The organism is Clostridium sp. LS (genome assembly GCF_002760435.1).
Lineage (GTDB): Bacteria > Bacillota > Clostridia > Clostridiales > Clostridiaceae > Clostridium.
Genome location: NZ_AUUU01000120.1, coordinates 1 through 12,620, shown reverse-complemented (window position 1 = coordinate 12,620; position 12,620 = coordinate 1). Strand labels below are relative to the sequence as shown.

Genomic DNA, 12,620 nt, shown 5'->3' with positions numbered 1-12,620 from the left:
CCTATTAGGTCAATTTGCCGACGCAGTATGATGGAAAATAGGCTGGCAAATGGACTCGTTATTTTTTTTGATTGTGCCTTATATTAAAAAGATTGGAGTAAATCATGAAAGTAAATATTTTTATGCCAAAATATATGGCAGAATTTAAATGTATTAGTTCAAGCTGCTGCGATACTTGTTGTGCTGGGTGGGACATAAATATAGATGAGGATACTTATAATAAATATGAAGATAGTACAGGAGAATTTAGTAAATTATTAGAAGGAAAATATATAAAAAATAAACATGAACATGATACTTCTAATCATGGTTTTATGATACTTAAACATGAAAATAGATGTCCATTCCTAAATTCCAAAATGCTTTGCGACATTCACGGGGGTTTTGGAGAAGAAGATCTCTGCATAACTTGCAAAAACTACCCTAGAGTATTTAATATTGTAGATGATGTTTATGAAAAAAGCGGTTTGCCTTCTTGCGAAGAAATATGTATTAAGGCATTTTTGAATAAAAATAAGATGGAGTTTATTGAAAGTGAAGAAAATATAGAAGAAAAAAGCATAGAAATAAGAAGGATTATAGATAGCGAAGCCTTTGATGGGACAAATAGTTTACTCCAATATTTTTGGGATATAAGGATAATATCTATAAATATTATGCAATTAAGGAAGTTTTCTATAGAAGAAAGATTAAATATCCTAAAATCATTTTATATAAGAATTGAAAGTGAACAGAAATTTAATAAAACTGAAAATATAGAAGAAATATTGGAAGAATTCAATAATGAATCTGTAAATTACGATGCGATAAAGGGAACTGAATTTAAAGAAGATATTGATTTTTATATGACTATTTCTAAGAATGAGCTTGTAGAAAACATTAGAAGTGTAAAATTAAAAGAATATCTTAAGGAGTATAAAAAAGGAATTTTGAAGGCAGATAATATATGTAGATATTTAAACGATAATAAAAGGTATTTTAGGGAGCTAGAAAAATATTCTTATGTTTTTGAAAATTATTTAGTTAACCAAATTTTCAAGGATTTAATTCCTTTTAATAAAGGAGAAAGCTTATTAAAAGGAATTAATGTGTTGATTAATTCTTATAAGTTAATAAAAGCTTATGTTATTGGAATAGCTTTAAATTCTACTGAGGAAATAACTGGGGAACAAATAATAAGGGTTATTCAAGCATTAAGTAAGGATATTGAGCATAATAAAGTTTTTGAACAATTATTAAAAGGCTAATTATAATAAGCAGTAGTATAATTACTGCTTATCATTTTCTTTTTCTAGTAAAACCAATAACCTGGTTAATTCTTCCACGTGCTCTTTTTCATTTATATCTATTACTTTTATAATTTTAAATAACTCATTGCTTTTAACCTCGTTTAGGAACTTATTATAGAGTATAATTGCGTCAAGTTCTCCTTTTATTGCATTTCTAATACTTGTAAATAGCAGTACTTTGTTTTCCTTAATACAAGAATATTCATTGTAATTAATTTTAGATTGTATATTAATTTGTTTTTGAATCGCTTGAGCAGCTGTATTAAATTCATTATCTATTTTTCTTAAGGCTTCTAAAAAGGAAAAATAATGTCCCACTTCTTCATTTCGTATATGAGATAATATTTTTCTTACTTCTTCATTTTCAGTAAGAGTAAGAGAATAATCATAGTCATTTATTGCTTCAATTTCGGAAATAAGCCCCTCCATTAGAAATGTTGCATCATTATTATTTCTGTTTCCTAAAAATTGTATATCAGAAGTATTATTCATAAATTCTCCTAAAGCTATTATTTTTACAATAAAGTATATAATGCAAAGTTATAAAATATTCTATTTATGATTTATATTTCTAAATAAATGTTATAATATATTAGATAATTATTAAAATATTTAGACTAAAGAAAAGAGGAAGTATTTATGAATCCAACAGCATTTCAAATTGGAAGTTTTGAAATAAGATGGTATGGTATATTGATAGGAGCTGGTGTAATATTAGCTATACTATTAGCAAGTTATAATTGTAAAAAGAAAGATATTAATTTTGATATAATTCTTGATGGCTTTTTTATTGCATTTCCAGCAGCTATTATTGGCGCAAGAGCTTATTATGTGATATTTGAATTTCAAAACTATAAAGATAACCTAATAGATGTAATTAATATTAGAAAAGGCGGATTAGCAATACATGGAGGGTTAATTGGAGCATTTATAGCAGTTTACTTTTTTACTAAAATTAAAAAGCTGGATATATTAAAATGTTTAGATATAGTTGCGCCATCTATTATTTTAGCTCAAGCTATTGGAAGGTGGGGCAATTTCATGAATGGAGAAGCTCATGGGGGAGAAGTATCCTATGAATTTATAAGTCATTTTCCAAGCTTTATACAAAAGGGAATGTATATCGGTGGCGCTTATTATAATCCTACCTTTTTATATGAATCAATATGGAATCTAATAGTATGCAGCATATTGCTAATTATTCTTCATAAAAAAAGCAACAGAAATGATGGAATTGTTATAGCAAGCTATATAAGTTTATATTCAGTTGGTAGATTTTTTATAGAGGGATTAAGAACAGATAGTTTGATGCTTGGAAATATAAGAGTTGCTCAATTAATTAGTATTATAGGAATACTAGCTGGATTAGCATTTTTAGTGTTTATTAAAAGAAAACATAGAAATAGCTAGAATATAGTTTAAGGCTGCATATATAGAGATTTAGTTAATTCTTGAGATTAATAAATTTCTATATATGCAGCTTGAATTATTATTGGTAGACGAAATATCAATTCCTTCAAGCACAACGATGTTTTTAGTTTTAATTTATTTCGCGTAAGCCTTCTTTACATGTTATTTATATACTAACAAGCATACATATCAATTCGTATTACCTTTTTTGACGTATACTTAAAATAATTAAATGCATGAATCCAGTAACTAATTAATTTTGGATTATAATCTAAAAGATGTTTTAAAAATTCTTCGAAAAGATTTAGTTTAACTAATATTTTTATAATTTCTTTAGGATAAGGTGTCTTTTTTATAAAGACCTTTCTAGGATCTATGACTTGAATTTTCTCATTTTTATTTACAAATATATGAGCATTTCTAATATCAAGTCTTGTAAATTTTAATCTTTTGAATTCCTCTATGAGATTTATAATTTCTACAGAAAGATTATATGATAAGCCGTTTTTGTTAATATAGTCGTAAAGATTATCACCTTCAACGTAATCTCTCAAAATCATATTATTTGCTATAAAAATTACATTAGGAAAAAATCTGCTGTCTTTAACTCTTTCTAAAAGAGCAGCTTCATCTTCAGCTTTTCTTTTATTGTAAAATATTTTTAAGGCGTATCCTTCAGGAGTTAAGTATACAGAGCCTTCTTTACCTTTACCTAAAAATTCACACTCTTTTATATCTAATACGTATCTCATTGTATCACTTTATATAATTGCTTTAGATATTATATGAATAAAAGCCTTCCAATTCTACTTAATTGTAATATTAAAAAATAAAATAATTTAAATTGACTTGTTTTTACTTTCCAAATCTTTTCTGTAGGCATATGGTGTCTTACCATAATATTCTTTGAAACTATTTATGAAGGATTTAATATTAGGAAATCCATTATCAAAAGCTAATTGATTAATTGATAAATCTGTATTAACTAAATCGATATAAGCAGCCTTTAACCGCTTATCCTTTAAATAGGTGCCAACTGTTATGCCCATATATTTTTTAAAAATTGTTGCAAGGTATTCTTTAGTTATGTCGTATCTGGAAGCTATTTCATCTAATGATATATTTTCCTTAAAGTTATTATCAATAAATTCTGTAATGATTTTAAAGCGTTCTAAATGTTTCTGAGTCTTAAGTGTTGTATGAATATCTTTTTCTACACTATAATTTCTAAGTAATATATATAGAATTTCATATATAAAACTATTAATTTTTAAGTGATTGAATTTATCATTAGGTTTTTCGTCTTCAACAAATAGAAGAGATTTATTATTAATCTTCATATCCTTAACATACATATCACAGATTTCTTCGCTAATTATTTTAAGTCTATCTATTGCATTAACAAGATTTTTATCTAGTTTAAATTCTATATTATCAATTTCAGGGTAGTTATCTTTCAAAAAGTCATATGAAATTAATATAGATAAAGTTGTTGCTTTATCTTTACTATAATCATCCACAGAATGTATTTCGCCGCTATTCACTAAAATTAGTTCTTTATTTTGTATTGAGTGAATTTCACCATTTATATTACTTATGAAATTTCCTTCATAAGAATAGATTAATTCAAGGTCCTTGTGCCAGTGTTTATAAACAGCTTCAGGAGAAGAATTTATAATAATTTTTGCAGGAATATTTTTGGGAGTTGTAACTATTTCGTAATTATAATCCATATATAAAATCTCCTTTATACAATATGTTTTTTTAGTTGATTTCGTGATTTTATAAAAAAATATTAATAATTGGCAATATTTCTTATAATATAAACCTATATTATATATGAATATAGCATTATAATAATAAATGTAAACGATATTTACATGAGAGCTTAAAAAAATCTCATAAGTAATTGAGTTTTATACTTAGATTCAGTTAATAAATATAAATATAATTGCATATTTAATATTTAAATAAACAAATATAAAATTATTTTTATACAAGTTTTAGAAATCGGTTCCAAAATTATAGTTCTATTGATTTAAGTTAGATAATCATACGTATTTTCGGAATCGGTTCCAAGCTCTATATTTTATTAATTATTTTTATAGTCAGAAACTAAATCTAGTACCTAATTATATTCATAGAAGATAAGCACTTTCAAGCTTACATATGATTTTATTGTAAGCATTATAAGTCTTAATAACAAATTTTAAAGTTTGATTGTATGATTTTTCTCTTTTAAATAAATTTATAGTTATACTAATTATACTATATTTTGGATGAAAAATCATTACATATATATCTAAAACCTTAACATTTCAAAATTAAGGTTGAAAATTATCTCAAAGTAAAAAACAGGGGGAATATGAAATGGTAAAAAATAAAAAAATATTGTCATTAATAATGACAACAGCTTTACTAATGGGAACATTAGCAGGTTGTTCAGGTGGATCAAAAGATGCAGCAACAAGCAGCAGTTCTGGTGGTGATAAAACAATAACAATATGGTCACACATGGTTACTGAATCAGAATTTCCGAAACTTCAAGAATTAGTAGAAAAATGGGGTAAAGAGAAAGGCGTTAAAGTTAACTGTGTCGATGATAAAGGTAAGATTCAAGAATATATTCAAGCAGCTGACAGCTCTTCAGCTCCAGATATAATGATTGGTATACCTCATGATAATTTAGGTACATTCCAAAAAGCTGGTTTACTCGCTGAAGTACCTAGTGGTTTCCTAGATGCAAGCAAATATACTTCTAAGGGACCTATTGATGCCGTAACTATAGGCGGTAAACAATATGGAGTTCCATATGCTCAAGAAACAGTTTCTTTATTCATAAATAAGGACAAGGTTAAAGAAGTTCCAAAATCTTTTGAAGAACTTGTAACTAAGGCGAAGGAACCAGGTGTTGGATTCTCATATAGTGTTAATGCTCTATTTTATAATTTAGGATTCCTTACAACTCAAGGAGGATATGTATTTAAGAACAATAACGGAACACTTGATCCAAAGGATATAGGACTTTCAAATGAAGGTGCAGTAAAAGGATTACAATTTATTCAAGATCTAGTTATTAAAGATAAACTTATAGCACCAGATACTACTGATGATATCGCTAAAAATAGATTCATGTCAGGAGATGCAGCATTCTATATCTCAGGAGCATGGGATACTGCATCAGCTAAAGCAGCAAATATTAACTATGAAATTGCTCCAATGCCAACATTTGGTGGAAAGAATGTTACAACTGCTCTAGGAGTTCAAACAGCATTTGTAGCTGAAAAATCACCAAATAAAGATTTAGCTTGGGATTTAATGAAATATATACAAAGTAATATTAATCCAATAATAATAGACAGTGGTAGAATTCCAGTAACTAAAGAAGGCGTAGAAAGTGACGCATTTAAGGCAAATAAGGACATGATTGCATTTGCAGAACAAGCAAAATATGCTGTTCCAATGCCAAATATTCCAGAAATGCAAGCTGTATGGACACCAGCAGGAAACATGTTAACTGCAATGACAGCAGGACAACAAGATCCTAAAACAACTGGAGAAGAAATAGTAAAACAAATACAAGAAGGTATAGCTCAACAATAATATAATTAAAATAAGGGGAATATACTTCCCCTTATTTCATATAATAGAAATTTAAATTTGCGAACAATGGTTTATCACAATATTTTTATATAGAATACTTGATGAACTTTAACGATATAAATAGATAAAAATTGATAGAGAAAATATTATTATATTTAATTTATTCTTTTATGCTAAAGAGGGAGGCAATCATGAAAAGTAAAGAAATAGTAAAAAGTAAAAAGAATTATATAGCAATTCCTTTTTTATCACCAGCTTTAATTTCAATATTTGTATTATCATTCTTGCCGATAATTTATACGGTGTATATTGCTTTTACTGATTATACACAATATTCAAAAGGTGTTATTCATGTTGTAGGTATTGCAAATTTTATAGAAGTTTTTAAGGGACCTTTTAGTAAAGTATTCTTCCCTGTATTTGCATGGACTATGGTTTATGCTGTATTAACAACACTTGGAGGTTTTTTATTAGGTCTTATTATGGCTATATTAGTTAACAATGAGAACATAAAGGAAAGAGGTTTTTACAAGGCGATTTTAGTTATTCCATGGGCGTTGCCAGGTACAGTTGCTGTACTTTCGTTTCAAGGTTTGTTTAATGGAACATATGGAGCTATAAATAATTTACTTATTAGCATGCATCTTATAGCAAAACCAATTCCTTGGTTAACAAATGCTTCACTATCACAAGTAGTAGTAGTTGTTGTTACAGTATGGCTGGGTTTCCCATATATGATGAATGTTTGCTTAGGTGCTTTGCAAGCAATACCAAAGTCTTATTATGAAGCGGCAGAGGTTGATGGAGCTAGCAAATTTACTCAATTTGTAAAAATAACATTGCCTTCTCTAGCACAAACAGCATATCCATTAGTAATAACAAGTTTTGCATTTAATTTTAATAATTTTGGAACGGCATTCTTAATAACCGGCGGTGCACCGGCAAGAGCTGGAACACAATTTGCAGGTTATACAGATATACTTGCATCAGTTAACTATAGATTGTCAATGCAATTTGGAAGGTATGAAATAGCTTCAACTATAAGTATTATAATATTTATAATCTTAGGTACAATTTCATTGATTCAAATGAAAGCATCAAGACAATTTGAGGAGGTTAATTAAGATGGTATCAGTTGAAAATCAAAAAGTTGAAGTATTAAAGTATAAAAAGAGAATAAGGCCAGCGGAAAGAAGGGCTGCGTGGGCTTCAAGAGTTATAATTTGGTTTATGTGCATAATAGTGCTTATACCATTATTAGCTGTTGTTACAGCATCATTAGCTAAAGGTCAGGGATTTACTCAGTCATCTATTATTCCTAAAACTATTACATTTGAGAATTATGTCAAAGTTTTAACTAAAACCCAATTTTTAATATGGGTGAAAAATTCAATGGTTCTTTGTACGGCTGTAGCTGTAATACAAATATTATTGACAATGCCAGCAGCTTTTGCTTTCTCAAAGATTAAATTTAAAGGGAGAAAATATGGGCTTATGTCACTTTTATTGCTACAAATGTTTCCAACAACTATGGCATTGCCAGCAATATTAGGCGTTGCATATAAATATAATATGATGGACAAGTTAGGTGCATTAGTATTGCTTTTAGCAGGAGGAAGTGCATATAATATTTGGCTTATGAAAGGATACATGGATAGTATTCCAAAAGAGCTAACTGAATCAGCATATATAGATGGCGCATCAACTCTTCAAGCATTTACAAAAATAATAATTCCTCTAATAAGAAATATGATTGTAGTAATCTTTATTTTTGCTTTTATTGGAACATATAGTGAATTTTATTTTACATCAGCACTTATAAAAGCTAAAGATGCTCAAACTGTAGCAACAGGAATGAGAGACTTCATTAGAGATCAATATTCAGCAAACTGGACTCAGTTCTCTGCAGCTGCAGTAATGGCGACAGTACCAATTGTTGCAATATTTGTTGCTACACAAAAATTCCTTGCAAAGGGATTAACAGCTGGATCTGTAAAAGGCTAATACAAAGAAGATTGTAGGATTCCTAAATAGAAATAACAAGTCACAATGCTAATCTATTTTGTATGCTTGACTTGTTATTTTTTACATATTTTATCTTGATAATCTTATACGAATTTGATCTGTAGTTATTTAAGCAAGGGTGTGAGTATAGAATGAAACAAACTAAAGCAAAAAAGAAGGCTTCTATTTTCAGCAAAATGAAAAATTGTTTACAAAGAGTTAATTTTATTAAAATTAGATTTAAAAAATCAAATATTCAATTAAAAAGTAAAGAGAATTTAAAAAAAAGTAAAAGTATTCATTTTAAATTGTTACAAATTATGTTTTTAATTTCAATTATTCCAATAATAATTATATGTACTGTTGCCTTCTTAAAAATTAATGCTATTTCGAGCAGCAGTTTTACAGCCTCAAGTTCATCTTCAACGTTGGATACTAAGAAATTATTGGATTCACAATTTGAAAATACAATAAATATAATAAAATCATTTTCTAAAAAGGATATTTTTACTAGTGGTGATCTTGCAACGAAACCTGCTAATTTAAATAAAGCTACTATTGATGAATACCCTGAAATAAAAAATGATTTAAAGTTAATTAAAGAGTCAAATAGTTCTATAATATCTGTAGATTTTACATTTGATAAGAGTAAATCTTATTATAGTTATCCAGAGAAAAAGGTATCTTCGGACTTTAATCCAACATCTAGAAGTGTTTATAAGGCTGGTGCTGGATATAAGGGTAACGCATACATATCAAATATATATAAAAATCAAGAAACAAACACTGATTGTGTAACGATAGCTTATGGGATTAGGAATCAAAGGGATGAAAGTATTGCAGTAATAACGCTGGATTTAGACCTTAAAGATATTTCTAAAACTCTTACTAATATGTTAGATTCAAACAACAACAGTGAGTTTATTGTTTGTGATATGGATGGACAGGTGATTGCAAGTACAAATGATAAGCTTGTTGATACGAAAATTGTAACAGAATATCCAATTTGGAAGGATATTAGAGCGAATAATAAAGGGATTCTAAACTTTTCCTTTGATAATCAGAAGTTTATGGCATCTTATGTTACTTCTGAATTGACAGGTTGGAAGTTTATTAGCAAGATTCCAGAGAGTGTTTTGACGCAATCAAGAAATTCATTAATTAGTGAATTTTTAGTAGTCATAATTGTTGCCGTTGCTGGAATTATTATTATAGGTACAAAATTCTCTAATAATTTATCAAAAAATATATTAAAAATAAAGGATGCAGTACTTGAAGCAGCATCAGGTAATTTCAATACTAGAATTAATATTAATTCTAGAGATGAACTTCAAGATTTAGCTAACAGTTTTAACCATATGTCTACTAATGTCTCTACTTTGCTTAAAAGTGTTAATGAATCAGTAGATGATGTTAACTCTGCATCTATAAATTTGAATGAAAAAAGTAAAGAAGTATATACATCAATTTCAAATGTAAATGAAATAATAAATAAAATTGATTTAGGTACCACAGATTCTACAAATAACTTAGAATCTTTATCATTAAATATGGAAGATGTATCAAACTCTATAAATAATATCGATTCTGCAACTTCAAATGTTGATTCTATAGCTAGTAGTGCTAATTCATTAAGCAAAACAGGTATAGATATTATAAATGCATCTATTGATAAAACCAGCGAAACTAAAATAAAAACTAAAGAAGTTAACGAAGTAATTCAAATGGTTTCTAAAAGTGTTGAAGAAATAGCGGTAATTAATGAAACTATCAAGCAAATTACGGAGCAAACAAACTTATTATCATTAAATGCTTCAATAGAGGCTGCTAGAGCTGGGGAAGCAGGTAGAGGTTTTGCAGTTGTAGCTGAGCAGATCAAAAAACTAGCAAATCAAACATCGCTATCAGCAAAGGAAATAAGCAGTACTATAACTCATATTAAAACTAATGCTGAAAATGCGGTTAAGAAAGCAAATGAAACTAGCCAGGCGGTCGAAAGTCAGGAAAAATCAATTAAGCAATCTTATGAAATTTTTAATGAGATAATTTCTTCAATAGATAATTTAAGTGTAAAAGTTAGTGAAATATCTAAAGATTTGGGGGAATTAGCAAATAAGAAAGATCAAGTTCTAAATCAAGTGCAAAGCTTATCAGTCATTGTTGAAGAGACTTCGGAAGGTGCAGGGAATGTTGCTCTTGTTTGCCGAAAGGTTGATGAAACAACAAATGATTTCATTGATTCATCAAATAAGTTAAAGCATTTATCTGATGGTTTACAATTAGAAATTAGTAAGTTTACCTACAGATAATTATTATCGTATAAATTAGAAATATTAATTATTATTTTAATTTGAATGGCGTACTAGCTATCTCGAAGTGAAAAGGAGAAGGAATAGTATTATGAAATTTGAAGCAGTATATCACAGAACTTCAGATAACTTATGTTATCCAATTAATCAAGATGATTTAATTATAAATTTAAAAACAGGCTATGACATTAAAAAAGTATTCATACATTATGGAGATCCCTTTGCAACGGGTATCTTAGGTGGAGAGTGGAAATGGGAAGGTAAAAGAGAAGAAATTGCATATAAAAAGAGGCTGAAACACCAAATTTGGTGGACTACAACTTTAAAACCTGAATTCAAACGCTGTAGATATTATTTTGAATTAGTTGGAGAAGAAGAAACTTGGTTTTACTTTGAAGATGGATTCTTGAGTGAAAAGCAAATGCATTTGGATGGTAAGATGTTACAATGTTTTACGTTCCCATGGATGAATAGTGAGGATATTAATAATACTCCAGTATGGGTGAATGATATGGTATGGTATCAAATATTCCCAGAGCGTTTTTGTAATGGAGATCCAACGATTAGTCCAGAAGGTGTTAGGCCTTGGCATAAAGGTAAGGTAACAAATAAAGAATTCTATGGTGGGGATTTACAAGGAATAATTAATAAATTAGACTATTTGGAAACATTGGGTGTGACAGGAATATATTTAACTCCGATATTTGAGGCTCCTTCAACACATAAATATGATACAACTAATTATATGAAAATAGATCCAAATTTTGGTGATGAAAAAATATTTAAAAATCTTGTGGATAAGGCTCATGGAAAAGGAATTAGAATTATGCTTGATGGTGTATTTAATCATTGCGGACCTAAGTTTGCTCCATGGTTAGATGTGATGGAAAATGGCCCCGAATCTAGATATTTCAATTGGTTCATGATAAATAAGTGGCCATTTGGTAATAATGATCGTGATACAAAGGATGGAAGATATTATTCATTTGCTTTTGCTGAGAAGATGCCAAAGCTTAACACGAATAATCCAGAAGTTATAGATTATTTTATTAATGTCTGTGAATATTGGGTAAAAAATTATGATATTGATGGCTTAAGATTAGATGTGGCAAATGAAATTTCGCATAAATTTTGCAAGATTTTAAGAGAAAAGATGAAGGCAATAAAATCTGACTTTTATATACTGGGCGAAATATGGCATGATTCAATATCTTGGCTTAGAGGAGATGAATTTGATGCTGTAATGAATTATCCTTTAACCAGTAGTATATCGGATTTTTGGGTTGACAAGAGTTTAACTAAAGAAGATTTTGAATACACTATTAATAGATGTTATACAATGTACATGCAGCAAAATAACGATGTGTTATTTAACTTGCTAGATTCTCATGACACAGAAAGGTTGATATCGAGAGTAAAGGATATTAATATATTTTACCAGCAGTTAGCAGTATTATTTACAATGCCAGGAAGTCCATGCATATTTTATGGTACAGAAGTTGTCCTTGAAGGAAAGCATGATCCAGATTGCAGAAGATGCATGCCGTGGGATGAAATTGAGCTTGGGAAACATGATGATAAAATTAATCTGATGAGGCAATTAATTAAGCTAAGAAAGGAACAAAAGCTATTTAAAAGTCGTAATTTTCATTTCCCTAATAATATTAAAAATAGCAGGGTAATTGAATATATTAAAATAGATGAATGTGGAAATAAATTAGAGGTTTTATTAAATTGCTCTAATGAAGATGTTTTAATCGATGATTGTGGGGAAGTTGTATTTTCACATTTATATTGTAACCATAAACTAATGAAAGATGGTGTATTAATAAGAAAAAGTAATTAAATATATGCTCATGATCTAAACCTATATAAAGCTGTATTGAAAGGAAGTTATGTTTCCTTTTAATGCAGCTTATTTTTTGATTATTAACATATAAACTAGGCTTATGTGGTAGCTTACCGAAATAATAAATATTTTTATTACGAAAAGCTATGAAAATAT

At 28.4% G+C, this 12,620-nt stretch carries 10 protein-coding genes; 7 read left to right on the top strand and 3 right to left on the bottom strand.

The window, feature by feature from the left end; genetic code table 11:
* The first annotated feature begins 104 nt into the window (after positions 1 to 104).
* Entirely contained in the window at positions 105 to 1,247 is a 1,143-nt protein-coding gene (fliB, locus tag COL3_RS22335) for a flagellin lysine-N-methylase (protein ID WP_008418564.1), read from the top strand.
* A gap of 21 nt (positions 1,248 to 1,268) precedes the next feature.
* Here fliB and COL3_RS22330 read toward each other — a convergent pair whose 3' ends face one another.
* Positions 1,269 to 1,781 (bottom strand): ferritin family protein, encoded by a 513-nt coding sequence (locus COL3_RS22330; protein WP_008418565.1) that lies wholly within the window; start codon positions 1,779 to 1,781, stop codon positions 1,269 to 1,271.
* A gap of 147 nt (positions 1,782 to 1,928) precedes the next feature.
* Here COL3_RS22330 and lgt point away from each other — a divergent pair, with 147 nt between their 5' ends.
* Positions 1,929 to 2,699 carry a prolipoprotein diacylglyceryl transferase gene (lgt, locus tag COL3_RS22325; RefSeq protein WP_008418567.1) on the top strand — a complete coding sequence of 257 codons (771 nt, stop codon included), beginning with the start codon at positions 1,929 to 1,931 and terminating at the stop codon, positions 2,697 to 2,699.
* Between the two features lie 173 nt (positions 2,700 to 2,872).
* Here lgt and COL3_RS22320 read toward each other — a convergent pair whose 3' ends face one another.
* Positions 2,873 to 3,451, bottom strand: a complete 579-nt coding sequence (locus COL3_RS22320) for a hypothetical protein (protein WP_008418569.1) — start codon at positions 3,449 to 3,451, stop codon at positions 2,873 to 2,875.
* Positions 3,452 to 3,538: 87 nt separating this feature from the next.
* A complete protein-coding gene (locus COL3_RS22315; RefSeq protein ID WP_008418571.1) occupies positions 3,539 to 4,432 on the bottom strand; it encodes an AraC family transcriptional regulator in 894 nt (297 codons plus the stop codon).
* A 637-nt stretch (positions 4,433 to 5,069) separates the two neighbouring features.
* Between COL3_RS22315 and COL3_RS22310 the strand changes: the two genes are divergently transcribed.
* The 5 genes from COL3_RS22310 to COL3_RS22290 all read left to right on the top strand — a co-directional run bounded on the left by COL3_RS22310 (position 5,070) and on the right by COL3_RS22290 (position 12,461).
* A complete protein-coding gene (locus COL3_RS22310; RefSeq protein ID WP_008418573.1) occupies positions 5,070 to 6,302 on the top strand; it encodes a maltose ABC transporter substrate-binding protein in 1,233 nt (410 codons plus the stop codon).
* Between the two features lie 191 nt (positions 6,303 to 6,493).
* On the top strand, positions 6,494 to 7,426 hold the full coding sequence (locus COL3_RS22305; protein WP_008418576.1) for a sugar ABC transporter permease: 933 nt from the start codon (positions 6,494 to 6,496) through the stop codon (positions 7,424 to 7,426).
* Position 7,427: 1 nt separating this feature from the next.
* Positions 7,428 to 8,306: an ABC transporter permease subunit gene (locus COL3_RS22300; RefSeq protein WP_008418578.1), complete on the top strand. Its 879-nt coding sequence runs from the start codon at positions 7,428 to 7,430 to the stop codon at positions 8,304 to 8,306.
* 152 nt (positions 8,307 to 8,458) lie between these two features.
* Positions 8,459 to 10,615 carry a methyl-accepting chemotaxis protein gene (locus COL3_RS22295; RefSeq protein WP_008418579.1) on the top strand — a complete coding sequence of 719 codons (2,157 nt, stop codon included), beginning with the start codon at positions 8,459 to 8,461 and terminating at the stop codon, positions 10,613 to 10,615.
* 91 nt (positions 10,616 to 10,706) lie between these two features.
* On the top strand, positions 10,707 to 12,461 hold the full coding sequence (locus tag COL3_RS22290; RefSeq protein WP_008418581.1) for a glycoside hydrolase family 13 protein: 1,755 nt from the start codon (positions 10,707 to 10,709) through the stop codon (positions 12,459 to 12,461).
* Positions 12,462 to 12,620 lie beyond the last annotated feature (159 nt).

Bases quoted from the DNA above. Each gene is read 5' to 3' on its own strand.
- COL3_RS22310 (WP_008418573.1), top strand. From the start codon at position 5,070: ATGGTAAAAAATAAAAAAATATTGTCATTAATAATGACAACAGCTTTA.
- fliB (WP_008418564.1), top strand. From the start codon at position 105: ATGAAAGTAAATATTTTTATGCCAAAATATATGGCAGAATTTAAATGT.
- COL3_RS22300 (WP_008418578.1), top strand. From the start codon at position 7,428: ATGGTATCAGTTGAAAATCAAAAAGTTGAAGTATTAAAGTATAAAAAG.
- COL3_RS22320 (WP_008418569.1), bottom strand. From the start codon at position 3,451: ATGAGATACGTATTAGATATAAAAGAGTGTGAATTTTTAGGTAAAGGT.
- COL3_RS22295 (WP_008418579.1), top strand. From the start codon at position 8,459: ATGAAACAAACTAAAGCAAAAAAGAAGGCTTCTATTTTCAGCAAAATG.
- COL3_RS22305 (WP_008418576.1), top strand. From the start codon at position 6,494: ATGAAAAGTAAAGAAATAGTAAAAAGTAAAAAGAATTATATAGCAATT.
- COL3_RS22290 (WP_008418581.1), top strand. From the start codon at position 10,707: ATGAAATTTGAAGCAGTATATCACAGAACTTCAGATAACTTATGTTAT.
- COL3_RS22330 (WP_008418565.1), bottom strand. From the start codon at position 1,781: ATGAATAATACTTCTGATATACAATTTTTAGGAAACAGAAATAATAAT.
- lgt (WP_008418567.1), top strand. From the start codon at position 1,929: ATGAATCCAACAGCATTTCAAATTGGAAGTTTTGAAATAAGATGGTAT.
- COL3_RS22315 (WP_008418571.1), bottom strand. From the start codon at position 4,432: ATGGATTATAATTACGAAATAGTTACAACTCCCAAAAATATTCCTGCA.